The following is a 23,380-nucleotide window of genomic DNA, read 5'->3' as shown; positions in this document are numbered from 1 at the left end:
CCGAACCGGCCCGGTTCAGCGGATTCGGTCCGCACCTTGACTCGGCGGCCGATTTCCTGTCTACACGCCGCGAATTCCGCGACGAGTATCCCTCCGAGCAAGCCGACCGGGACGCCGAAGCCTCTTTGAGGTGACGTGCTGTAAATCGATCCTGGAGGCCAACATCCGGCAGCGCTGTGCGCCCCCGGGTGCTTTTTGGCTTTGAGCCTTTGCCCGGACTGGCTTTTGCCTGGACAGGCTTTGGGTTGGACACTGAGCGTGAACGCATTACCTCTCGGGCATCATCCGGGTGCCAGGGAAAAGGAAGAAGAATGTTTGAATCACTGCAAGAGCGCCTTGGTTCGATCCTGAACGGCCTCACCGGCCGCGGTGCCCTGTCGGAGGCCGATGTCGCGGCGGCGTTGCGCGAGGTGCGCCGTGCGCTGCTCGAGGCCGACGTGGCGCTGGAAGTTGTGCGTTCCTTCACCGACAAGGTGCGCGAGAAGGCCGTCGGCGCCGCCGTGCTGAAGTCGATCAAGCCCGGCCAGATGGTCGTCAAGATCGTCCATGACGAGCTGGTCGAGATGTTGGGTGCCGAGGGCGTCGCCATCGACCTCAATGCGCCGGCTCCGGTCGTCATCATGATGGTCGGCCTGCAGGGCTCCGGCAAGACGACGACATCGGCCAAGATCGCCAAGCGCCTCAGCGAGCGTCAGAACAAGAAGGTCCTGATGGCCTCGCTCGACACGCGGCGTCCCGCCGCGCAGGAGCAGCTCCGTCAGCTCGGCGAGCAGGTCAAGGTCGCCACGCTGCCGATCGTCGAGGGCCAGACGCCGGTCGACATCGCCCGCCGCGCCGTGCAGGCGGCAAAGCTCGGCGGCCATGACGTCGTCATCCTCGACACCGCCGGTCGCACCCATATCGACGAGCCTCTGATGGTCGAGATGGCCGACATCAAGAAGGTGTCGTCGCCCCACGAAATCCTTTTGGTCGCGGATTCGCTGACCGGCCAGGACGCAGTCAATCTGGCGAAAAGCTTCGATGAGCGCGTCGGCATCACCGGTTTGGTGCTGACCCGCATGGACGGTGATGGCCGTGGTGGTGCAGCACTTTCCATGCGCGCCGTCACCGGCAAGCCGATCAAGCTGATTGGTACCGGCGAGAAAATGGACGGGCTGGAGGAATTCCATCCCAAGCGCATCGCCGACCGCATCCTCGGCATGGGCGACATCATCAGCCTGGTCGAAAAGGCTGCCGAAAACATCGACGCCGAGCAGGCGGCGGCGATGGCCAAGAAGATGCAGTCGGGCAAGTTCGACCTGAACGACCTTGCCGGCCAGCTTCAGCAGATGTCGAAGATGGGCGGCATGGGCGGCATCATGGGGATGATGCCGGGCATGGGCAAGATGAAGGATCAGATGGCTGCCGCTGGTCTCGACGACAAGATGTTCGGCCGCCAGCTCGCCATCATCTCGTCGATGACCAAGGCCGAGCGCGCCAACCCCGATATTCTGAAGCACTCGCGCAAGAAGCGCATCGCCGCCGGCTCCGGCACCGATGCGGCCGAGATCAACAAGCTCCTGAAGATGCATCGCGGCATGGCCGACATGATGAAGGCGATGGGCGGCAAGGGCAAAGGCGGTGGCCTGATGCGCGGCATGATGGGCGGCCTGGCCCAGAAGATGGGCCTCGGCGGCATGATGCCAGGGGGTATGGGAGGCATGGGTGGCCCGGGCGGCATGATGGGCGGCGGCATGCCGGACCTGTCCAAGATGGATCCCAAGCAGCTCGAAGCCTTGCAGAAGCAGGCGCAGGCAGCCGGTCTCGGTGGCATGAAGGGCCTGCCCGGTGGCCTTCCAGGTGGCGGTGGCCTGCCTGGGCTGCCCGGCGGCATGAAGCTTCCTGGTTTGCCGGGATCTGGTGGCGGTCTGCCAATGCTGGGCAAGAACGGCCCCGGCAAGAAGAAGTGAGGGCGCGATGAACGAAGAAAAGAACATGGCCGACGCACGTGCGGCGCTGGTCGACTACCGCGCCTCGATCGACAACATCGACGCAGCGCTTATCCACATGCTGGCCGAGCGTTTCCGCTGCACCAAGGCGGTCGGCGAGCTGAAGGCGTCGCATGGCCTGCCGCCGGCCGATCCGGCGCGCGAGCAGCAGCAGATCGCCCGCCTTCGCCAACTGGCGAAGGACGCCCATCTCGACCCGGATTTCGCGGAGAAATTCCTGAACTTCGTCGTCCGTGAAGTGATCCGGCATCACGAGCATATCGCCGCATCCAACGGCGTAACGAAAACCGGCTGAGGACCAGCCGTAAACCCGAAAATCAGAGTTTTAGGAGAAAAGAAATGCCACTGAAAATCCGACTGGCCCGTGCGGGCTCGAAGAAGCGCCCCTATTACCACGTCGTCGTCGCAGACGCCCGTTCGCCGCGCGACGGCCGTTTCATCGAGTCGCTCGGCTCGTGGAACCCGCTGCTGCCCAAGGACGGCGAGCGGGTTAAGGTCGACGCTGACCGCGTCAAGCATTGGCTCTCGCATGGCGCCCAGCCGACCGACCGCGTGCTGCGCTTCCTCGACGAAGCCGGCCTTGCCAAGCGTGAGGCCCGCTCCAACCCGAAGAAGGCCGAGCCCGGCAAGAAGGCGCAGGAACGCGCCGCTCTTCTGAAGAAGGCGCAGGACGATGCAGCCGCCGCTGTTGCCGCGGCGGCATCCGCGCCGGCCGAGGCGGAAGCCGCGACCGCCGAATAATCGCTTTTATCCCCTACGAAACGGCGGGCGCCTTTGTCCGCCGTTTTGCTGTTTCGTCCGGCTTATGACGAGGGCCGATCAATAGCCTTCAGGGCAGCGGGCGATGTAGATGCGCCCATCCCGACCGCGATAGCGGCACCGGCCGGGTTCGGTAGCACGACCGATCAGTGCGCCGGCGAGGGCGCCGACAGCACCACCAACCACCGCACCTTCAACTTCGTCATCGGCCACTGCAGCGCCGATAGCAGCGCCCCCTAGCCCACCGACCGCGGCGCCCTGTTCTGTCCGGGAACAGGCTGCGAGCGAGGTTACTAGTACCATCAGGACTACCAGTTTCTTCATTGTCGTTCCTCTCAACCGGGGTTTTTCCGTCCTCGCCGCCACATCTTCTAACTCGCAACCGGGCGATTTGATCCAAAGTCAAAGAATAAGGGGGCGGCAGACCGTGCTCCTCTCTGGCGACGCGACCGCCATCGACGGCTTTTTTGAAGTCGGCGCTATCAGTTGAACAGGATCAGCGCGCGCATCCTGGGATTGCGCAGAAAAAGGCCGCCCCACAAGATGAAGCCGAGATAGACGCCGAACAGTGCGTGCGAAAACAGCGGGCTGCCGATACGTATATGCGTCGCGATGGCGCCCCCGAGGTAGGCGGTGAGCAGGATGGCGCCAAGCACCGAGGTGGGCGGCACCGCATAGAGCGCGGTCGAGACCAGCCCGATGATGCCGAGCATGCGCCAATCATTGGGATCGGCCGGCCAGCCGAGCTGCACCATGGTCTGGGTGACGACATCGAGCGGCGGCAGCTTGATGACGCCGTCGAAGATCATGAACAGCACGATGAGGGCGCTGAGCCCTCGGCCGGTCCACAGCGCGCCCGGCGTGACGGATGCAGTTTGAGACATGGTCATTGGTCCTCTGGTTGTTCGAGCCCTCTTCGCCAGGGTCGAACCAAGGACGCGGCGTGAGGCGGCGATCCGACACGCCTGCGATCTTTTGAGCGCACGGCGCTGCGATGAGCCGGGAACAAACCTTAGGAAAAATAGTACTTTTCGGCCGGGATCATTTTTGGCGGCGCCTCGCCGAGCGCCTCGAACACCGAGATTTCACAGACGCGGCACAGGCCGTCGAGGGCGAGGTCGTTGGCCTCGGTGCCGAACGGGTCTTCGAGTTCCTCCGAGAGCGCGTCGAGGCCGAAGAAGGTGTAGGCGATCAGCGCCGTGAACAGCGGCGTCGCCCAGCCGGCAGTCGAGGCGAGCCCAAACGGCAGCAGCAGGCAGAAGATATAGGCGGTGCGCTGCAAGAGCAGCGTATAGGCGAACGGAAGCGGTGTTCCCATGATGCGCTCGCAGCCGGCTTGCGCTGCCGCGATTTCCGACAGGCGTTCGTCGAGGATGCGGTAGCCCATCACATCGATCGCCCCGGCCCTGTACAACGCCGCGGCTCGCTCGCCCATCCGCCGCACCATGGCGTCAGCCGGGTTGGCCAGCTTGGCAGCACTTTCGGCCCCTTCGCCGATGAACGCGCGTGCTTCGGTCGTGGCATCGACCCGCCGAAGCAGGCCGCGCAGGAAGTGGCAGAAGGCAATCGCCTCCATCAGCAAGCCGCGCAGTTCGACCCGATCCTCGATCAGCCCGGTACTAGCGCGCGCCAGATTGCGAATGTCGAAGACAAGCTGGCCCCACAGCTTGCGCGCTTCCCACCAGCGGTCATAGGCGGCGTTGTTGCGGAAGCCGAGATAGATCGACAGCGCCACACCGAGCAAGGCGAATGGCGCGGGGCCAGCATTGCCGAGGTCGAGCTTCAGCGCCGTGACCGCCAGCACCACCAGTGCGCCATAGACGCCGAAGCCGAGGATCTGCGGCAGGATGCGCGGCACCACGGAGCCGCGCATGATGAAGAACAGACGGAAGAATCCCGGGCGCGGGCGAACGATCATCGAAACCCCTTTCACGGACCGGCAATGATCCTGATCGGTTCCATTGTGCGATGCAATAGACGCGTAGGCCCAGCCGCCAGCGACATGGCGATGTTGTCTTGCCGGCCTGGGGCCGAGCACGCTATCGAAAATCCACAAGACGTTCAGGAGCAAATCGATGGCCGGCGAGACCGATGTGAAGAAACTGCTGGCAACGATGACGCCGCAATTGCGTCCCGGCATCCATGTCTTCGCCACACTGCCGCCCGATGCGCCCGTACCGCCCAGACTCGAGCCGGTGATGCTGTTTCGCGAGCGCGAGGGGACGACGGTGATCGCGCTAGAGGAGGAAGCCAAAGCCGCTGGCCTGGAGACCATCTTCCGCTGCCGGATGGTGACGCTGAACGTCCATTCGTCGCTGGAGGCGGTCGGCTTCCTCGCCGCCGTCACCACGCGTCTGGCCGCCGCCGGCATGGGCGTCAATCCGGTCTCGGCCTTCTACCACGACCATCTGTTTGTCCCGGCCGACCGGGCGGAAGAGGCGATAGCGATTTTGGTGGAATTAGCGGAAGAGAGCCAGAGGTGATGCCGGCACGATGCGACCTACCTGAGACGCCGGTGCCGCCCCTCATCCCCCTGCCGGGACCTTCTCCCCGTAAAACGGGGAGAAGGGGCTAACCCGCCGAAGGCCGAGCCCGCGTTGCGGGCCGCCGGTTTTCCGGCGCCCCCGCGGAGGCCAGGCGCGATAGCGGCGATACGGCCGTGAGCGAAAACTATGCCGCCTTCTTCTTGGGCTGGATCAGCCCGCGCTCGATCAGCAATTCGGCGATCTGCACCGCGTTGAGTGCGGCGCCCTTGCGCAGATTGTCGGAGACGATCCACATCGACAGGCCGTTGTCGATGGTCGAATCCTCGCGGATGCGCGAGATGAAAGTGGCGTCCTCGCCGGCGGAGTCCAGCGGCGTGATGTAGCCGCCGTCCTCGCGCTTGTCGAGAACCTGGCAGCCCGGCGCTTCGCGCAGAATCTCGCGTGCCTCGTCGGCGGTGATCGGCTTTTCGAACTCGATGTTGACCGCTTCCGAATGGCCGATGAACACCGGGACCCGCACGCAGGTCGCCGTCAGCTTGATTTTGGGGTCGAGCATCTTCTTGGTCTCGGCCACCATCTTCCACTCTTCCTTGGTGAAGCCGTCGTCGAGGAAGACGTCGATATGCGGGATGACGTTGAAGGCGATGCGCTTGGTGAACTTCTTGACGTCGACCTGGTCGGCGACGAAGACGGCGCGGGTCTGCGTGAACAGCTCGTCCATGCCTTCCTTGCCGGCGCCGGAGACCGACTGGTAGGTGGCGACGACGACGCGCTTGATGGTGGCGACGTCGTGCAGCGGCTTCAGCGCCACGACCAGTTGCGCCGTCGAGCAGTTCGGGTTGGCGATGATGTTCTTGCGCGTGAACAGCGAAATCGCGTCCGGGTTCACTTCCGGCACGATCAGCGGCACGTCCTGGTCGTAGCGAAAGGCCGACGAATTATCGATGACGACGCAGCCCTGCTTGCCGATCTTCGGCGACCATTCCTTCGAGACATTGCCGCCGGCCGACATGATGCAGATGTCGGTGTCGGAAAAATCATATTGGTCCAGCGTTTTGACCTTCAACGTGCGGTCGCCGAACGACACTTCCGTGCCCTGGCTGCGCCGCGAGGCCAGCGCCACCACCTCGCTCACCGGAAAGCCGCGCTCTTCCAGTATGTTGAGCATTTCCCGGCCCACATTGCCCGTAGCGCCGACGACTGCAACCTTGAAACTCATCGAAATCTCCTGTCCTCTCCGCTCGGTTTTTGGAGAAAACCCGCCGGTCAATGCGGGTTTCAACCCCCGGGCCGGACCCGGGAGAGGGTGGCTAGGCCAAGGGAATCAGACCGTTTTAGCGGTCGTTTTGCGGGTTTTGACCAAGAACGTGATTGTGCTGGAACGAGGAAACGCAGCGACGCTCCCGGCCCAATGATTTGCATTGCGGCCGGGGATGTCGAAGGCAAGAAGCGCCATTAAAAGGCCGCGCATCGAAACTATCCCGTTCGGTGCCGGTTTTTACGCGGTTTGCGTAAAGAGTCAATCGCGACGAGCAAGGCGGCTTGCCCTGTACAATGGCGCCGCCGCGAAGTACGAACGCAAGGATTGTCTGGCTCGCGGCGCTCCTGGCGCCCGCCGGCAGGTGGCCCATTGCCGGGCATAAAAGAATCCGAATTCCGAAAGAAGCACATGTCCAATTTCGAAGCTATTGTCCCCGCGCTGGCAAAGGCGCTGGAAAAACGCGGCTATGTCGAGCTGACACCGGTGCAGAAGGCGGTTCTCGAACTCGGGCAGGCCGATGCGCTGGTTTCGGCGCAGACCGGCTCCGGCAAGACCGTCGCCTTCGGGCTGGCTCTGGCGCCAACACTTCTCAATGGCGCCGAGCGCTTTTCACACGCCGCAGCACCGCTGGCGCTGGCCGTGGCGCCGACGCGGGAATTGGCCCTGCAGGTGACGCGCGAGCTGGAATGGCTCTACGAGCTGACCGGGGCCACCGTGGCATCCTGCGTCGGCGGCATGGACATGCGCACCGAGCGGCGCGTGCTGGAGCGCGGCGCCCATATCGTCGTCGGCACGCCTGGCCGGCTGCGCGACCACATCACCCGCAATTCGCTCGACATGTCGGCGCTCAAGGCCGTGGTGCTCGACGAGGCCGACGAGATGCTCGATCTTGGCTTTCGCGAGGATCTGGAATTCATCCTCGACGCCGCCCCTGCCGAGCGCCGCACGCTGATGTTTTCGGCCACCGTGCCGCGCTCCATCGCCACGCTGGCCAAAGGCTACCAGCGCGACGCGGTGCGCATCTCGGCCTCGGGCGAGGAGAAGCAGCATCTCGACATCGAGTATCGGGCGCTGAGCGTAGCCCAGCCCGATCGGGAAAACGCCATCATCAACGTGCTGCGCTACTACGAGGCGAAGAACGCACTGGTGTTCTGCAACACGCGCGCCGCCGTCAATCACCTGACCGCGCGCTTCAACAACCGCAACTTTTCCGTCGTGGCGCTCTCTGGCGAACTGAGCCAGAACGAGCGCAGCCACGCGCTGCAGGCGATGCGCGACGGCCGCGCCAAGGTCTGCATCGCCACCGACGTGGCGGCACGCGGCATCGACCTGCCCAATCTCGAACTGGTGATCCACGCCGACCTGCCGACCAATCCGGACACGCTTCTGCATCGGAGCGGGCGGACCGGACGGGCGGGACGCAAAGGTGTCAGTGCGCTGATCGTGCCCAACAATGCCCGCAGGCGCACCGAACGGCTGCTGCAAAGTGCTGGCCTTGCGGCGACATGGGCAAGCCCGCCTTCGGCCGACGACGTGATACGACGCGATGACGAGCGTATTCTCGCCGACCCGGCCTTCGGCGAACCGGTGAAGGAAGAGGAGCGCGGCTTCATCAATGCGCTTCTCGAGCAGCACGGCCCCGAACAGGTGGCCGCCGCGTTCGTGCGCTTGTGCCGCTCCAGCCGCTCGGCGCCCGAGGATCTTCTTGACGTCGCGCCGTTCACGCCGTCGGGCGAGCGGCCTTCCGGCGACAGATCCGCTCGTCGCGACGAGGCGCCAAGCCGCCGCGACGATTTCGGCGACAGCGTCTGGTTTTCGCTGTCGGTGGGGCGCCGGCAGAATGCCGAGCCGCGCTGGCTGATCCCGATGCTGTGCCGGACTGGCGGCATCAGCAAGCGCGAGATCGGCGCCATCAAGATGCAGCCGGAGGAAACCTTCGTACAGATCGCCGCCGATTGGGCCGACCGCTTTCTCGCTGCGATCGGGCCCGACCGCAAGCTGCAGAACAATATCGCGGTGAAGCGGCTGGATGGCACGCCCGACCTGTCGCGGGCCGGCTACCAGGAGCCACGGCCGGACAAGAAACCACACCGCGGCAAGCGTACGTTCGACCAGAAGGCGCCCAAGCCGAAATTCGAGAAGCGCGCACCGTCAGCCGAGCAGCGCCCCGCCGCGCTTGAGGCAAAGCCGTGGGCAGGGAAGGCAGCGAAGGCGAAGTTCGAAGGCGCACCGGCGAAGCACAAGAAGTCGAAGAAACGGCCGGGGTAGTTCCTTGACACAGTAATCTTGACGGGTTGGAACCGAACGACAGTGAACGTCGACCGCTGGTTCCGTATCAGATCGCAAACCCTTGGAGATTGGCCGGGACATCCTCACTTCGTCATCCTAGGGCGGAGCAGGAGCGAAGCGACGTCGCGGAGACCCTGGGATCCATGCCGTTACCCTGCGGCAGTGCTCCGGCGGACCAGAATCGGGTGCTTCTTCGCAGCCGGTGGAAGCTCCATTCCGAAACGCTGCGTTCTTCGGCTAATGTCACGGAATGGATCCTAGGGTCTGCGCTCCGCTTCGCGTTCGCTCCGCCCTAGGATGACGAAGGCATGGATAGGCTGCCTGCGGCCAGCACCTGCATTTCGCACACACACACCCACCCTTGCGGTCTGCCGCAACTTTGAACAGTCTGGGCAGCGGGAACAGGGGCAAGGCATGCGCGGTGAAGTGCTTCACTATGACGAGGACCAGGGCTTCGGTTTCATTACCGGAGCCGACGGCAACCGCTATACTTTCGCGCGCGAGGATCTGCGCCGCGAGGCGTCGATGGCCAGAGGCGCGGCCATCGAGTTCCAGCCGGCTGGCGGACGGGCACGCGACGTTTTTCCGATCCGCGCCCAAACCGCCAGTCCGCCGGCCGCCGCAACCGTCGTCCCGTCTCAAGCCGAGAATGCGCCCGGGGCGCCGCAACGTTTCGGCCGGTCCGCTGAAAATTGTTGCGCCACCAGTCTGTGGAGCTACTTCTGGCGGGGCCTGACTGAAAATTACTTCAATTTCGCCGGCCGTGCCCGCCGCAAGGAATATTGGGGTTATCTGCTGTTCTGGACGACCGCACTGATCGTGGTCGTCGGCGTCGGCCTCTTCATCGACGACGCCATGGGCCATCTTGACGAATTGCCGGCAGTGACGGTCGGTGTTTGCGGCGCGTTTGTGCTGGCGACGATCCCGCCATGGATCGGACTGAACGTGCGTCGCCTGCACGACATCGGCTTGACCGGCTGGCTTTTTCTGGTGGTGTTTATCCCGACCATCGGCGGGCTGATCATCCTGGTCTTTGCGCTGATCCCGACGCAGGCTCGTGTAAACCAGTGGGGCCCGGTGCCGGCGTGCGTCAGGGCCTAGCTGCATCCCCGGTCGTCGCCCAGCGGACGTCGACCGCCACAGGCTCAGTCCAGGAACTTGGCGATGATCGCGTCGCCCATCTCAGTGGTGCCGACTTCGGTCATGTTGTCGGACAAGATATCTCTGGTGCGCAAGCCCTGATCGAGCACGGCGGCGATGGCGCTTTCCAGGCGGTCGGCTTCAGCCACCATGCCAAAGGAATAGCGCATGCACATGGCGAAGGAGGCGATCATGGCGATCGGGTTGGCGATGCCCTTGCCTGATATGTCGGGCGCCGAGCCATGCACCGGTTCATAGAGCGCCTTGCGCTTTTTCGTCTTGGCATCCGGCGCGCCGAGCGACGCCGAAGGCAGCATGCCGATCGAGCCGGTCAGCATGGCGGCGATGTCGGACAGCATGTCGCCGAACAGATTGTCGGTAACGATGACGTCGAACTGCTTGGGCCAGCGCACCAGCTGCATGCCACCGGCATCGGCCAACATGTGATCGAGCTTGACGTCGGCATATCTAGCCTTGTGGGTCTGCGTGACGACCTCGTTCCACAACACGCCGGATTTCATCACATTGCGCTTTTCCATCGAGGTGACGTGATTTTTGCGTGTCCGCGCCAGCTCGAAGGCAACGCCCGAGATGCGCTCGATCTCGAACGTGTCGTAGACCTGCGTGTCGATGCCGCGCTTCTGGCCGTTGCCGAGATCGATGATCTGCTTGGGCTCGCCGAAATAGACGCCGCCGGTGAGCTCGCGCACGATCAGAATGTCGAGCCCTTCGACCACCTCCTGCTTGAGCGAGGAGGACGCCGCCAGCGCCGGATAGCAAATGGCGGGCCTGAGATTGGCGAACAACTCCATATCCTTGCGCAGCCGCAGCAGTCCGGCTTCGGGGCGCACTTCATAAGGCACCGCATCCCATTTCGGCCCGCCGACGGCGCCGAACAGCACCGCGTCGGCAGCCATCGCCTTGGCCATGTCGGCATCGGAAATCGCCGCGCCATGTGCGTCATAGGCGCAGCCGCCAACCAGCCCCTCATCGGTGACGAAACCGCTTCCGAGCCTGTCGTTCATGGCTGATATCAGCTTCTTCACCTCGGCCATCGCCTCGGGGCCGATGCCGTCGCCGGCGAGCAGGAGAAGATTTTTCGAAGCCATCGGAACCGTCCCAATTGTGGCGCATGACCCCGAAATCGGAATCGATTTCGGAAAGGATCATGCGCAGAACCAAAATGCTACAGCCTCCATTGCGTGTCCAAAAGGACGCGCGGCGCTGTCGTGAGCCGCGGCCTTGCTAACCGCCAAGAGGCTGGCGCGCAAGCGTTTGGTTCAGAGCATCTTTGGCGACCTTGGCGCCCCCATCAGTCCTGCCGGACAGAGGCGGCGCTGTCCTGCCGCCGGTGCGCAAGCTTCTGCACGGCCGCCGCGCTCAGGCCGTGCGCTTGAGTGCCGTCACTTCGATCTCGATCTTCATTTCCGGCTTGTTGAGTTGGCAGACGATCATCGTTGCCGCCGGCCTGATGTCGCCAAAGGCCTCGCCGAGGATTGGAAAGACGATGTCCACGAAAGCCGCGTCGGTGATGTAGTAATGCGCCGCACCACATCGGCCATCTCGAAGCCGCCGTCCTGCAACGCCTTGGCGATCGTCGCCAGGCAATTGCGCGTCTGCGCCTCGACCGTCTCCGGCATCGACATGGTGGCATAGTCGTAGCCGGTCGTCCCGGAAACGAAACACCAGTCGCCCTGTACCACGGCGCGCGAATAACCGGCGGCCTTCTCGAAGGGCGAGCCGGTGGAGATCAGTTTTCGCATGGTTCCCTCGCATATTCCTTAGGCAATATTGAGCTGAAGAAGTGCCTTCCGGCTAGGGGCCAGGCGGGACGAATCGACAGTGCAAACCGTGATGGGCAGGCATGTCGGCCCTGCGTTCGATCGCAGCGAGGTCCGAGCGAGGCAGCTCGAACTCCTCAAGGCCCACCAGCGGAACAGGCATCGGCCAACGCAGTGGTCTTCGTCCCGGAAGCCGAGCGACAGCGAACGTCGATTGTTTTCAGCGGCGATTCCATGGCAGGGCGCAAGGACATTCGAGATTGGCCGAAACATCCTCCACTTCGTCATCCTAGGGCGAAGCAAGGAGCGAAGCGACGAGGCGCAGACCCTTGGATCCATGCCGTTACCTCGCGGCAGTGCTCCTGCGGAACCGAACGCTACCACCCCGTTCCGCGAAAAAGCTCGACCTATTCTGGATTGGTCTTCCATTGGCGCAGTGGTGGATACAAGCGCCGTTCTGAGCCGCAGCATACTACGGCTGAAGTCACGGAATGGATCCCAGGGTCTGCGCCGCGTCGCTTCGCTCCTTGCTTCGCCCTAGGATGACGAAGGCGCAGGGGCTTACGGCTAATCGCAGACGCTGGAGATTGGCGGCTGGGGCAGGCGGTCGCCAGCGACCGCCCATAGTCCTCTCTGACTCAGTCAAAGAGCCAAATCCCTCTGTACAGAGAAACTGGCTAGCTTTTACGATTGCGCGCCGCCAGCGTTCGCAATCTCAGCGCGTTGAGGCGGATGAAGCCTTCGGCGTCCTTCTGGTCGTAGGCGCCGCGGTCGTCCTCGAAGGTGACCAGCGCATCGGAATAGAGCGTCTTCTTCGACTTGCGGCCGGTAACGATGACGTTGCCCTTGTAGAGCTTCAGCCGCACCGTGCCTTCGACATCCTCCTGGCTCTTGTCGATCATCGCCTGCAGCATCAGCCGCTCGGGCGCGAACCAGAAGCCGTTGTAGATCAGCTCGGCATAGCGCGGCATGAACTCGTCCTTGAGGTGGGCCGCACCGCGATCCAGCGTGATCGATTCGATCGCCCGGTGGGCTGATATCAGGATGGTGCCGCCGGGGGTCTCGTAGACACCGCGCGATTTCATGCCGACGAAACGGTTCTCGACAAGGTCGAGCCGGCCGATGCCGTTGTCGCGGCCGAGATCGTTGAGTGCAGCCAGCATCGTCGCCGGCGACAGTTTCTTGCCATCGAGCGCGATCGGATCGCCTTTCAGGAATTCGATTTCGATCTCGGTGACCTTGTCCGGCGCGTCCATCGGCGAGATGGTGCGCTGGTGGACGAACTCCGGCGGCTCGCTCCACGGGTCTTCCAGCACTTTGCCTTCGGAAGACGAGTGCAGCAGGTTGGCGTCGACCGAAAACGGCGCGTCGCCCTTTTTGTCCTTCGGCACCGGAATCTGGTGCTGCTCGGCGAAGTTGATCAGGTCGGTGCGCGACTTGAAGGACCAATCGCGCCACGGCGCGATGACCTTGATGTCGGGGTTGAGCGCATAGGCCGAGAGCTCGAAACGGACCTGGTCGTTGCCCTTGCCGGTGGCGCCGTGGGCGATCGCATCGGCGCCGGTTTCTTTGGCGATCTCGACGAGGTGCTTGGAGATCAGCGGCCGCGCGATCGAGGTGCCGAGCAGGTAGGTGCCCTCATAGACGGCATTGGCGCGGAACATCGGGAAGACGAAGTCGGAAACGAACTCCTCGCGGACATCCATGATACGGATGTCCTTGATGCCCATCATCTCGGCCTTGCGCCGCGCTGGCTCCAGCTCGCCGCCCTGGCCGAGATCGGCAGTGAAGGTGACGACCTCGGCGCCGAGCTCGGTCTGCAGCCATTTCAGGATGATGGAGGTGTCGAGGCCGCCGGAATAGGCGAGCACGACTTTCTTGACGGCTTTTGCTTTTGACATTTTGGGCGGTTCCGCGACGGGGTTCTTCGCGGGCGAGGTATCACGCCGGTTCCGGCTAGCGCAAGGGACGAACGGCCCCCCGGTCGCTGTTGGCATATTGGATCAGCCGTGGTGCCGGCCAGTCGCTGGTGCCGAGAAGGCGCTTGCGGTATAGGCTGCGCCTTCTTCATCCAGAGGCCCGCCCATGTCCTTCATTCCCGACACCACCACGCTGATCCAGTTCGCCATCGCCACCGTGATCCTGGCGATCACGCCTGGTCCCGACATGACGCTGTTCGTCTCGCGCACGCTGAGCCATGGCCGCGCCACCGGCTTTGCCTCTATGGCGGGCGCGCTGTGCGGCACGCTGATTCACACCACGCTGGTCGTGGTCGGCATCTCGGCGCTGATCGTCGCCTCGCCGATGTCCTTCCTGGCCCTGAAGATCTTCGGCGCCGGCTATCTCGTTTTCCTGGCCTGGCAGGCGATCACCAAGGGGTCGGCGTTTTCACCAGAGAAGAAGACCGGGCCTGAGATTTCGCTGTTCCGCGCTTGGGCGGCGGGGCTCGGTGTCAATCTGCTCAACCCGAAGATCATTCTGTTCTTCATGACCTTCCTGCCGCAGTTCGTCTCCGCGCACGACCCGAACGCGCCCGGAAAGCTGTTCTTCCTCGGCGCAATGTTCGTGGTGCTGTCGATCCCGGTGACAGCCCCGATGGTCTTTGCAGCAGAAAAGTTCTCGACGGCGATGAAGACCAGCCCGCGGGTGACGCGCGTCGTCGACTATCTGTTCGCCGGGGTGTTTTCGGCCTTCGCGCTCAAGATCCTGACGGCCCAGGCAAAATAGGGTTTCCGATTTCGCGCCAGCTCCCGGCCCAGCGCCCGGCGCTCAGCCAGTAAAAAATGCCACCGACCATACCGCAGCCGATCACGGCAGCGACGACGCGCGGCTCGGTGATCTCGAAATTGGCATCGGCCGTCTGGTAGGCGAAGCCGAGGAAAACCGCGGCGACCGCAGCACCGGCCAGCGCATAGGACAGCCAGTCGCGCCGGCCGAAGATCTCGGAGACGAGGATGGCGATGGCTGCCGGCATGAAGGCGAAATAGGCGACGAACAGTGCGACGAACGGAACGGAAAACCACAGCGAGGCCTGCGCTGCCGGCTGCGTCTCGTCCGTCATCAGCCCCAGAGAGGCCAGGAACGTGATGTTGAGGAACGCGCTGGCGGCCAGCGCGGCGACGACATAGCCGATCAGGATGACGACGAAGCGGACGAGATAGGCCACGAGACGGGTCACGCCTCGCCGTGCCCCGCGATCATCAACGCTTCCAGCGCCAGCCGGTCGACCTTGCGCATGCGCTCGGACTCCGACTTGAGCTGGCCGCAGGCGGCGAGGATATCGCGGCCGCGCGGCGTGCGGATCGGCGAGGCATAACCGGCTTTGTTGATGTAGTCGGCGAATTTCTCGATCGTCTCCCAGTCAGAGCACTGGTAGTTGGTGCCTGGCCAAGGGTTGAACGGGATCAGATTGATCTTGGCCGGAATGCCCTTGAGCAGCTTGATCAGCCCCTTGGCGTCCTCGATCGAATCGTTGACGTCCTTCAGCATCACATATTCGAAAGTGATGCGCCGGGCGTTCGACAGGCCGGGATAGGCGCGGCAGGCGGCGATCAGCTCTTTCAACGGATATTTCTTGTTGATCGGCACCAAAAGGTCGCGCAGATCGTCATTGGTGGCGTGCAGCGAGATCGCCAGCATGACGCCGATCTCCTCGCCGGTGCGGAAGATCTCCGGCACGACGCCGGAGGTCGACAGCGTGATGCGTCTTTTCGACAGCGACAAGCCGTCGCCGTCGGACGCGATCAGCAGCGCCTTCTTCACCGCCTCGAAATTGTAGAGCGGCTCGCCCATGCCCATCATGACGACGTTGGACACTTTCCGGCCCTCGGCCGGCACGATGGCGCCGTCGGGCGTGTCGCGGTCGGGGAAATCGCCGAGCCGGTCGCGGGCGGTCAAAAGCTGGGCGAGGATTTCCTCGGCGGTCAGGTTTCGCACCAGCTTCTGCGTGCCGGTGTGGCAGAAGGAACAGGTCAGCGTGCAGCCGACCTGCGACGAGATGCAGAGCGTGCCGCGGCCTTCCTCGGGAATGTAGACGGTCTCGATCTCGACCGGCCGGCCGGCGCCGCGCGGCGGAAAGCGAAACAGCCATTTGCGCGTGCCGTCGGAGGAAATCTGCTCCTCGACGATCTCGGGCCTGGCGACGGTGAAATGCTTGTCGAGCTCGGCGCGCAAATCCTTGGATATGTTAAACATGCCGGCAAAGTCGGAGACGCCGCGCACATACATCCAGTGCCAGAGCTGCTGGGCGCGCATCTTGGCCTGGCGCTCCGGCACGATGCCGGACGCAACGAGGGCTGCGCCAAGCTCGGCCCGGGTCAGGCCGATCAGCGACGGTTTTTCGGCCGGCGTGGCGCGGGCGCGCAACGCGTCACGGGCGCCCTCAGTGGTGAGATCAAATGAAAGGGTCATTGTTGCACTGATATAAGCGATTTACGGCCGATTACAGCATCGTGCTGGAAATGAAGCGCGGCGCATAGCACAGGTTGATGGCGGAGTCATGGTGACGGCGATACAAGGCGCGCCCAATGTGCCGGCCAGCGGCGTTCTAAAAAGCAGAAAGCCGGGCTTGCGGCCCGGCCCTTGCTCAAACTCCGCTTCGCCTATGGCTATTTGCACTTGGCGATGGATGACAGCGCCGCCGAAATGCCTTTCAGCGAAAAGACATAGGTGGTGGTGTTGCCGCGGCCGGATTTCGCCTGCACCCTCATGTCGCTGCCGGACTTCATCGCGGCGATGAGCACCGGCTCCTCGGCTGCGTTCTCGACCCAGGCGGACTTGCCGCGGGTGAACATCGAAAAGCTCTTGCCGTCAATGGTGACGGTGGCCTTGGAGTTTTCCTGGAAATTGTAGCCGGCGATGAATTGCGGTTCATAGGACACCTGCTGTCCCGGCCGCTGGCTGACGAAGAAGAACATGTCGCCATGGTCAAGCGTCGGCGGCTGCTTGTCGGTCGGCACGGTCAACACGTAGCAAACCTTGCCGCCCGACGCCTGGTAGCTGTAAGTGCCCCAGGCATTGTGCTGGCCGATCTTGGTCGCCGACTGCGCCAGAGCGGGCGCTGTCATGGCCACCAGGACCAGGCTCGAAATTGTAGCAATCAATCCGCGCATCGCTTTTCCCATATATGGTGCGGAGGCAGGCCGGCTCGGCGTCCTGCCCGTCGCTTCATTTTGATTTAATCTGGGTTACCAAACGGTGAACTTCCCTTCAGGAAAAGGAGATACACCCAGGAAACCGCCGCCATCTTGCGCCCGTCGCTCCAAAAGCGGCAGTTGCAACATCCCTTTCGCGACTTGGATTCCACGAAAGCGGCAAGAGTTTGACTTTTCTGACTTATCGCCGGCTCAGCTGTTGTCGGCAATCGCCTGCTTGGCGGCGCGCCGATGCGCTGTTGTGATGTGGGCTTTGACGGTGGTGATCGCGGCGGTCAGCACCGCGATGTCGTCGGTAAAGCCCAGTCCCAAGACGAAGTCGGGGATGACGTCAGCCGGCAGCACGAAATAGCCGAGCGCCGCCACCAGGATGCCCTTGGCGCGCAATGGCGTCTTCTTGTCCATGGCGCAGTAGTAGGCGGCGACCAACTCTTCCATGAACGGGATCTGTCGGGCAGCCCTCTTGGCCGTGCGCCAGAATTTCTCGCGCACTTCGCTCGCATCGCCGGGCTTGCCGCCAAAGCCGAAGAAATCAAAACCGGATTTTTGCGCCATCAGTCTCTCCTTGCCGGCCGTCGCGTGGCTCCACGCGCGGCCGCGATGGAAATGTGGTGAAACCCGAACCGCGCTGCAAGATGCTGACTTTTCATCATGTCGTTATCCCAACCGCTGCGCACCCGGGTCAAGCCTGAGGGCAGGTTTTGGGCGACATGCATTGGCTCAACCGCCGAAATAGCGGTTTATCGTCTTGGCCAGTTCGAAATCGAGCGCGGTCAGGCCGCCGGCATCATGGGTGTTCAGCGTCACGTTCACGGTCTTGTAGACATTCGACCAGTCGGGGTGATGGTCCATCTTCTCCGCCGCCAGGGCGACGCGGGTCATGAAGGCGAAGGCTTCGGAAAAATTCCTGAAGGTGAAGGTGCGCGCGATCGAGCCGCCGTCCCTGGCCAGCGACCAGCCGTCGAGCCCGGCCAGCGCCTCGGCGACCGCCTCCTTGCTCAGTTTCTCTCTCGTCATAGTCGTTTCCCGTGCTATCTGGATTCGCAGTCTTCAGCATAGTGCCGGATCGATGAGCGCAAAGCCGATAAAATCCATTCTTTTCGTCTGTCTCGGCAATATCTGCCGCTCACCGTTGGCCGAAGGCGTGTTGCGCGCCGTCCTGGCGGAGCGCGGTCTCGATCGGGATATCCTGCTTGATTCGGCCGGAACCAGCGACTGGGAAGCCGGCTCGGCACCCGACCCGCGCTCGATGTCGATCGCAGAGCGGCACGGCATCGATATTTCCGGACAGAAGGCGCGCAAGCTGACGCCGGACGATTTCTCGCGTTTCGACCTGCTTCTTGCCATGGACCGATCGAATCTCCGGGATCTGAAAGCGCTGGTGCCCGCCGCCATGCGCGACCGGGTCCATCTGTTCCTGGAGTTCGCGCAGGGAAGGGTGAGCGACGTGCCCGATCCCTACCACGAGGGGCCGGAGGCGTTTGCCTCGGTCTACCGCATGATCCGCGAAGCGTCGGAGGCGCTGGCGACGCGGCTCGAGGCACGGCTGTCGGCGTCCGACAGCGGCCAGGCCTCCTCGACGATGTAGGGTCCGCCGCCGACCGAATCGCGCGACGACATCAGGACGAAGCGGCTGACACGGAAGGGCAGCGTCGAAAAATTGCCGCGTGCCGAAAGATACTGGGCGACATCGAGCGGGCTCGAATTGCGTAAGCGCGCCAAGGTCACATGCGGCATGAACTTGCGCGGATCGGCGGGGATGCCGAGGCGCTGGCAGATGCGCTCGATTTCGGCTTGCAGTGCCGAAAGATCGGGCGAGGCGGAGACGCCGGCCCACACCGCGTGCGGCTTCTTCTGGCCGAAGGCGCCGACGCCGGACAGTGTCAGCGCGAAGGATGGGCGGTGGACACGGTCGAGCGCGTTGGCGATCTCGTCGGCGACATGGCCTTCGACATCGCCGATGAAGCGCAGCGTCAAATGGTAGTTTTCGACGTCGATCCAGCGGGCCCCGGGCAGGCCGCCCCGGAGCAGGGACAGCGAAAGGGCGGCGTCACGCGGGATTTCGAGGGCGGTGAAAAGACGCGGCATGGTAAGCCTCCTGTCCTCGAATCGAACTCTTGTCCCTAGCGAATCATCGAAAATCGAGCGGGGCAAGCGGTTTGTTGGTCGCACCTGGCCTAAAATCAAATCGTCCGGGGAATGCGTACCCTCATCGAAATTCAGTCCTTCAAGAGTTGCCCTTAACTACGGCAATGGCTTTTTCGACATCCGGCAGTATGCGCTCGACCATCCGGTCGATGCCCCTGGCATTCGGGTGCAGACCGTCCTCGAGTTGGAAGGCGGGCTCGCCGGCGACGCCGTCGAGAAAGAACGGATAGAGCGGGACGCCGTATTTTTCCGCCAGTTCCGGAAAGATCGCGTCAAAGCCGTTCTGATAGTCGGCGCCGAGATTGGGTGCGGCGCGCATGCCGGCCAGCAGCACGGCGATCTTGCGCTGCTTCAGCTTCGCCAGCATGGCGTCCAGATTCTTTTGCGTGATGGCGGGAGAAACGCCGCGCAGCATGTCGTTGGCGCCGAGCTCGAGGATGACGAGCTGCGTGCCGTCCGGCACCGACCAGTCGAGCCGCGACAGGCCTCCACTCGACGTATCGCCGGAGACACCGGCATTGGCGACGGTCACATCGTGGCCCTTGGCGCGAAGTGCTGCCTCAAGTTTCTGGGTGAAACCTTCGTCTGGTCCGAGGCCAAAGCCCGCCATCAGGCTGTCGCCGAAACCGACGATCTCCAAGGGCTCGGCGCGCGCCGACGAAATGGCGCCGCAAATTCCAAGGAAAAGGATGAAGACTGCGGCAAGTGTGTGTTTGAAAGCCATGCGGCAGGCCCCATATGACGAAAGGACGTTTTTGGCGGCAGGCGGAATTCCAGCCTCCCCTCTCCCATATAGGACGATTTTATTTTGACAGAAGCCGTCATCGCGCTGAAAAACGTATCGCTGACGCTCGGCGAGGGAGCGTCTTCCGTTCATGTGCTGAAAGGTGTCAGCCTCGATGTGGCTGATGGCGAGGCGACCGGCATCGTCGGTCCGTCAGGCTCGGGAAAGTCGACGCTGCTCATGGTTCTTGCCGGCCTGGAAAGGGTCGATTCGGGCACGGTACGAATTGCCGGCGAATTGCTGAACGGCAAGAGCGAAGATCAAATCGCGTCGTTTCGCGGGCGAAACATTGGCATCGTCTTCCAGTCCTTTCATCTCATTCCCAACATGACGGCGCTTGAAAATGTCGCAGTGCCGCTGGAACTTGCCGGTCATGCCGATCCGTTCGGGGTAGCGGCGCGGGAGCTGGAGGCGGTGGGCTTGAGCGACCGCGTCACCCACTATCCCGGCGAATTGTCCGGCGGCGAACAGCAGCGTGTGGCGATCGCCCGGGCGCTGGCGCCGTCGCCGCGCATCCTGATCGCCGACGAGCCGACCGGCAATCTCGACCAGACAACGGGACGGCAGATCGCCGATCTTCTGTTCGCCAAAGCGGCCGAGCGCGGCATGACGCTGGTGCTGGTCACGCACGATCCGGTGCTTGCCGCACGCTGCTCCCGGCAGGTGTCGATGCGGTCGGGCCGGATCGAGGACACGCCGTTGCTTAAAGTGACGGCGTAGCGCAATGGCTGACAAGACCCCCGCATCCGGCCCTTCGGGCCAGCTTCTCCCCGGCGGGGAGAAGAGGCTGGCGCCGGCGTTGGCGACCTCTTCTCCCCTCAGGGAGAAGGTGGACGCCCACGGGTCTTCCCTCCGGCAAGCCCGAGGACAGGCTCCGCGGCTGGATGAGGGGGGCACTTGGGCGCGCACCTTTTCACTCGCCTTCCGCTTTTCGCTGCGCGAGATGCGCGGCGGGCTGTCCGGTTTCCTGATCTTCCTTGCCTGCATCGCGCTTGGCGTCGCGGCGATCGGCGGCGTCAATTCCGTGGCCCGGGCGATTACCGCCGGTGTCGCCAACGAAGGCCAGTCGCTGCTCGGCGGCGACCTTCGTTTCCAGCTCAATCAGCGCGCTGCGACGCAAGCCGAGCACGTCTTTCTCGACCGGCTGGGCACGGTCTCGCACAGCGCCAACATGCGTTCGATGGCGCGGCTCCAGGACGGTTCCGATCAGGCGCTGGTCGAGGCCAAGGCGGTCGATGGGGCCTATCCGCTCTATGGCGCGCTGATGACCGAGCCGGCGTTGTCGAAGCAGGAATTGTTCGGCGAAAAATCCGGTGTTTTCGGCGCCGCCGCACCCGACCTGTTGTTCGAACGACTGAACCTGGGGGTCGGCGACCGGTTGAAGCTCGGCAGCGCCACATTCGAACTGCGCGCCAGGCTCATCAACGAGCCGGACGCGATATCCGACGGCTTCGGCTTTGCGCCGCGGCTGATGATCTCGACGGACGGACTTGCCGCTTCCGGCCTGATCCAGCCCGGCAGCCTGGTCGAGAACGCCTACAAGGTCCGGCTGCCCAGCGGCGCCAGCGAAGCGCGTATCAAGATGATCCAGGATCAGGCCGCCGAGGATTTTCCCGAGGCCGGCTGGTCGATCCGCACGCGCAGCAACGCGGCGCCGGCGTTGTCTTCCAACATCGAACGGTTCTCGCAGTTCCTGACGCTGGTCGGGCTGACGGCACTGGTGGTCGGCGGCGTTGGCGTCGCCAATGCGGTGCGCGCCTATCTCGACGGCAAGCGCAGCGTCATCGCCACCTTCAAGAGCTTGGGCGCCTCGGGCGGTTTCGTCTTTACCGTATACCTGGTGCAGATACTGATGATCGCCGCGCTCGGCATCACGCTCGGCCTTGTGCTTGGCGCGCTGATGCCGTTTGCGGCGAGCGCGGTACCCCGGTCGGTCATTCCGGTGCCGGCGGAAGGTGGGTTCTATCCCGGCGCGCTTGGCATGGCGGCGCTGTTCGGGCTGCTGGTGACGCTGGCTTTCGCCTTGCTGCCGCTCGGCCGTGCGCGCGACGTGCCGGCGACGGCGCTGTTTCGCGAAATGGGTTTTGAGGGCCGCGGTTTTCCGCGCCCACTCTACACGGCGGCGGCGCTCGGCATCACGCTGCTCCTGGCGGCGCTGGCCATTCTGTTTTCCGGCGACCGCTATATCGCCTCGATCTTCGTCGGCGCCACCATTTTCGCTTTCCTGGTGCTGCGCATCGTCGGCGCGCTGGTGCAGTGGGCCGCCAAAAGAAGCCCGCGCGTTGGCTCGACGGCGCTTCGGCTAGCCATCGGCAACATTCATCGGCCAGGTGCGTTGACGCCGTCGGTGGTGCTGTCGCTGGGACTGGGATTGACACTTCTGGTGACGCTGGCGCTGATCGACGGCAATCTCAGGCGGCAGATTTCCGGCAGCCTGCCGGAACGGGCGCCGAACTTCTTCTTCGTCGATATCCAGAGCAGCGATGTCGATGCGTTCTCCGCGCTGGTCAGCAGGCAAGCGCCGCAGGGCACGCTGGTCAAGGTGCCGATGCTGCGCGGCCGGGTGATGGCGCTGAACGGCGTCGACGTCGACAAGGTCAGGGTTGCGCCGGAAGGAGCCTGGGTGCTGCGCGGCGATCGCGGGCTGACCTACGAGGCCAGCATTCCCGCGAATGCGACGCTGACCGAAGGGACATGGTGGCCGGACAATTATGCCGGCGAGCCGCTGGTGTCGTTTTCGGCCGAGGAAGGCAAAGAGATCGGGCTGAAACTCGGCGACACCATCAGCGTCAACGTGCTTGGCCGCAACGTGACGGCGAAGATCGCCAACTTCCGCCAGGTCGAATGGGAGACCATGGGCATCAACTTCGTCATGGTGTTCTCGCCCAGCACATTTGCCGGCGCGCCGCATAGCTGGCTGGCGACGCTGACCGAAAAGGGCGCGTCGCCGGCCGACGATGCCCGGCTTCTCAACGCCGTCACCCGTGCCTTTCCCGCGGTGACGACAGTCAGGGTCAAGGACGCGCTCGACATCGTCAACCGGCTGGTGGCGCAACTCGGCACCGCGATCAGGGCCGCGGCCGGCGTGGCGCTGATCGCCTCGGTGCTGGTGCTGGCCGGCGCACTGGCTGCCGGCAATCGGGCCCGGATCCACGACGCGGTGGTGCTGAAGACGCTGGGCGCCACCAGGAAAACGCTGATCGCGGCCTTTTCGCTGGAATACATGCTGATCGGCCTCGCCACTGCGATGTTCGCGCTGGCGGCAGGCGGGGTTGCCGCGTGGTTCGTTGTCGCGCGCGTGATGACGCTGCCATCGCATTTCATGCCTGATGTGGCGGTGGCAACCATCGTCTTTGCGCTGGTGGTCACGGTCGGAATTGGCCTCGCCGGCACCTGGCGGGTGCTGGGTCACAAGGCGGCGCCGGTGCTGCGCAACCTTTGATCTGCAAGCATATCCAGGCTCAACGCGACCAAGATTCGGTTAAATCTTGTTAATGTTGGGCTTCGGAAGGCCGATAAATGCGGATTTTCGGGTCTTCACGAAGCATTACGCTCGGTTACGGTCTTGTTCTTGACGCCAATAACCATCAT

Annotated in this window: 23 protein-coding genes and 1 pseudogene; 10 read left to right on the top strand and 14 right to left on the bottom strand. The window is 63.6% G+C overall.

Features of this window, described 5'->3' with window-relative positions; genetic code table 11:
- The first annotated feature begins 311 nt into the window (after window positions 1–311).
- The 3 genes from ffh to rpsP are packed head-to-tail and all read left to right on the top strand — an operon-like array spanning window position 312 to window position 2,729.
- Entirely contained in the window at window positions 312–1,949 is a 1,638-nt protein-coding gene (ffh, locus tag NKH36_RS09315; RefSeq protein ID WP_352961382.1) for a signal recognition particle protein, read from the top strand.
- Window positions 1,950–1,956: 7 nt separating this feature from the next.
- Entirely contained in the window at window positions 1,957–2,283 is a 327-nt protein-coding gene (locus NKH36_RS09310; protein WP_352961380.1) for a chorismate mutase, read from the top strand.
- 44 nt (window positions 2,284–2,327) lie between these two features.
- Window positions 2,328–2,729, top strand: coding sequence for a 30S ribosomal protein S16 (gene rpsP, locus NKH36_RS09305; protein WP_352961378.1), 402 nt, complete (start codon window positions 2,328–2,330; stop codon window positions 2,727–2,729).
- 78 nt (window positions 2,730–2,807) lie between these two features.
- Here the strand turns inward: rpsP and NKH36_RS09300 are convergent, their stop codons facing one another.
- From NKH36_RS09300 to NKH36_RS09290, 3 genes are all read right to left on the bottom strand, one after another.
- Entirely contained in the window at window positions 2,808–3,071 is a 264-nt protein-coding gene (locus tag NKH36_RS09300) for a YMGG-like glycine zipper-containing protein (protein WP_352961376.1), read from the bottom strand.
- A gap of 158 nt (window positions 3,072–3,229) precedes the next feature.
- Window positions 3,230–3,637: a DoxX family protein gene (locus NKH36_RS09295; RefSeq protein ID WP_352961374.1), complete on the bottom strand. Its 408-nt coding sequence runs from the start codon at window positions 3,635–3,637 to the stop codon at window positions 3,230–3,232.
- 122 nt (window positions 3,638–3,759) lie between these two features.
- Window positions 3,760–4,665: a bestrophin family protein gene (locus NKH36_RS09290; protein ID WP_352961372.1), complete on the bottom strand. Its 906-nt coding sequence runs from the start codon at window positions 4,663–4,665 to the stop codon at window positions 3,760–3,762.
- Between the two features lie 157 nt (window positions 4,666–4,822).
- Between NKH36_RS09290 and NKH36_RS09285 the strand changes: the two genes are divergently transcribed.
- Window positions 4,823–5,230, top strand: coding sequence for an ACT domain-containing protein (locus NKH36_RS09285; RefSeq protein ID WP_352961370.1), 408 nt, complete (start codon window positions 4,823–4,825; stop codon window positions 5,228–5,230).
- Between the two features lie 187 nt (window positions 5,231–5,417).
- On the opposite strand, the gene NKH36_RS09280 is transcribed toward NKH36_RS09285, so the two are convergent.
- Window positions 5,418–6,452 (bottom strand): aspartate-semialdehyde dehydrogenase, encoded by a 1,035-nt coding sequence (locus tag NKH36_RS09280; protein WP_292512599.1) that lies wholly within the window; start codon window positions 6,450–6,452, stop codon window positions 5,418–5,420.
- Window positions 6,453–6,902: 450 nt separating this feature from the next.
- Between NKH36_RS09280 and NKH36_RS09275 the strand changes: the two genes are divergently transcribed.
- Window positions 6,903–8,762 carry a DEAD/DEAH box helicase gene (locus NKH36_RS09275; protein WP_352961368.1) on the top strand — a complete coding sequence of 620 codons (1,860 nt, stop codon included), beginning with the start codon at window positions 6,903–6,905 and terminating at the stop codon, window positions 8,760–8,762.
- A 435-nt stretch (window positions 8,763–9,197) separates the two neighbouring features.
- Window positions 9,198–9,884 (top strand): DUF805 domain-containing protein, encoded by a 687-nt coding sequence (locus NKH36_RS09270; protein ID WP_352961366.1) that lies wholly within the window; start codon window positions 9,198–9,200, stop codon window positions 9,882–9,884.
- A gap of 44 nt (window positions 9,885–9,928) precedes the next feature.
- Here NKH36_RS09270 and leuB read toward each other — a convergent pair whose 3' ends face one another.
- From leuB to NKH36_RS09255, 3 genes and pseudogenes are all read right to left on the bottom strand, one after another.
- Window positions 9,929–11,032, bottom strand: coding sequence for a 3-isopropylmalate dehydrogenase (gene leuB, locus NKH36_RS09265; RefSeq protein WP_352961364.1), 1,104 nt, complete (start codon window positions 11,030–11,032; stop codon window positions 9,929–9,931).
- Between the two features lie 271 nt (window positions 11,033–11,303).
- Window positions 11,304–11,686: pseudogene (locus NKH36_RS09260) on the bottom strand (RidA family protein).
- A gap of 695 nt (window positions 11,687–12,381) precedes the next feature.
- Entirely contained in the window at window positions 12,382–13,605 is a 1,224-nt protein-coding gene (locus tag NKH36_RS09255; protein ID WP_352961362.1) for an argininosuccinate synthase, read from the bottom strand.
- A 184-nt stretch (window positions 13,606–13,789) separates the two neighbouring features.
- On the opposite strand from NKH36_RS09255, the gene NKH36_RS09250 reads away from it, so the two are divergent.
- Window positions 13,790–14,431: a LysE family translocator gene (locus tag NKH36_RS09250; RefSeq protein ID WP_352961360.1), complete on the top strand. Its 642-nt coding sequence runs from the start codon at window positions 13,790–13,792 to the stop codon at window positions 14,429–14,431.
- On the opposite strand, the gene NKH36_RS09245 is transcribed toward NKH36_RS09250, so the two are convergent.
- The 5 genes from NKH36_RS09245 to NKH36_RS09225 all read right to left on the bottom strand — a co-directional run bounded on the left by NKH36_RS09245 (window position 14,403) and on the right by NKH36_RS09225 (window position 17,874).
- On the bottom strand, window positions 14,403–14,882 hold the full coding sequence (locus NKH36_RS09245; RefSeq protein WP_352961358.1) for a hypothetical protein: 480 nt from the start codon (window positions 14,880–14,882) through the stop codon (window positions 14,403–14,405). The two genes, NKH36_RS09250 and NKH36_RS09245, sit on opposite strands and share 29 nt — an antisense overlap.
- On the bottom strand, window positions 14,879–16,114 hold the full coding sequence (gene rlmN / locus NKH36_RS09240) for a dual-specificity RNA methyltransferase RlmN (RefSeq protein WP_352961356.1): 1,236 nt from the start codon (window positions 16,112–16,114) through the stop codon (window positions 14,879–14,881). Before rlmN ends, NKH36_RS09245 begins: the two co-directional genes overlap by 4 nt.
- 197 nt (window positions 16,115–16,311) lie before the next feature.
- Window positions 16,312–16,815: an invasion associated locus B family protein gene (locus tag NKH36_RS09235; protein WP_135934121.1), complete on the bottom strand. Its 504-nt coding sequence runs from the start codon at window positions 16,813–16,815 to the stop codon at window positions 16,312–16,314.
- A gap of 234 nt (window positions 16,816–17,049) precedes the next feature.
- Window positions 17,050–17,412, bottom strand: a complete 363-nt coding sequence (locus NKH36_RS09230; protein WP_352961354.1) for a YkvA family protein — start codon at window positions 17,410–17,412, stop codon at window positions 17,050–17,052.
- Window positions 17,413–17,577: 165 nt separating this feature from the next.
- Window positions 17,578–17,874: a 4a-hydroxytetrahydrobiopterin dehydratase gene (locus tag NKH36_RS09225; RefSeq protein ID WP_352961352.1), complete on the bottom strand. Its 297-nt coding sequence runs from the start codon at window positions 17,872–17,874 to the stop codon at window positions 17,578–17,580.
- A 52-nt stretch (window positions 17,875–17,926) separates the two neighbouring features.
- Here NKH36_RS09225 and NKH36_RS09220 point away from each other — a divergent pair, with 52 nt between their 5' ends.
- Window positions 17,927–18,445 (top strand): low molecular weight protein-tyrosine-phosphatase, encoded by a 519-nt coding sequence (locus NKH36_RS09220; RefSeq protein ID WP_352961350.1) that lies wholly within the window; start codon window positions 17,927–17,929, stop codon window positions 18,443–18,445.
- Here NKH36_RS09220 and thpR read toward each other — a convergent pair.
- Both thpR and NKH36_RS09210 read right to left on the bottom strand, forming a co-directional pair.
- The gene (gene thpR / locus NKH36_RS09215; RefSeq protein WP_352961348.1) at window positions 18,349–18,945 is read right to left on the bottom strand and encodes an RNA 2',3'-cyclic phosphodiesterase; all 597 of its coding nucleotides are present in this window, start codon (window positions 18,943–18,945) and stop codon (window positions 18,349–18,351) included. The two genes, NKH36_RS09220 and thpR, sit on opposite strands and share 97 nt — an antisense overlap.
- Window positions 18,946–19,084: 139 nt before the next feature.
- Entirely contained in the window at window positions 19,085–19,729 is a 645-nt protein-coding gene (locus NKH36_RS09210) for an arylesterase (RefSeq protein WP_352961346.1), read from the bottom strand.
- 84 nt (window positions 19,730–19,813) lie between these two features.
- Between NKH36_RS09210 and NKH36_RS09205 the strand changes: the two genes are divergently transcribed.
- Window positions 19,814–20,509 (top strand): ABC transporter ATP-binding protein, encoded by a 696-nt coding sequence (locus NKH36_RS09205; protein ID WP_352961344.1) that lies wholly within the window; start codon window positions 19,814–19,816, stop codon window positions 20,507–20,509.
- A gap of 223 nt (window positions 20,510–20,732) precedes the next feature.
- Window positions 20,733–23,231: an ABC transporter permease gene (locus NKH36_RS09200; protein WP_352961532.1), complete on the top strand. Its 2,499-nt coding sequence runs from the start codon at window positions 20,733–20,735 to the stop codon at window positions 23,229–23,231.
- Window positions 23,232–23,380 lie beyond the last annotated feature (149 nt).

It is taken from the genome of Mesorhizobium sp. M1312, from assembly GCF_040318115.1.
In the GTDB taxonomy this organism is placed as follows: Bacteria; Pseudomonadota; Alphaproteobacteria; order Rhizobiales; family Rhizobiaceae; genus Mesorhizobium.
Note: the sequence above shows the minus strand (reverse complement) of the source record. Positions and strands in the feature narration are given on the sequence as shown.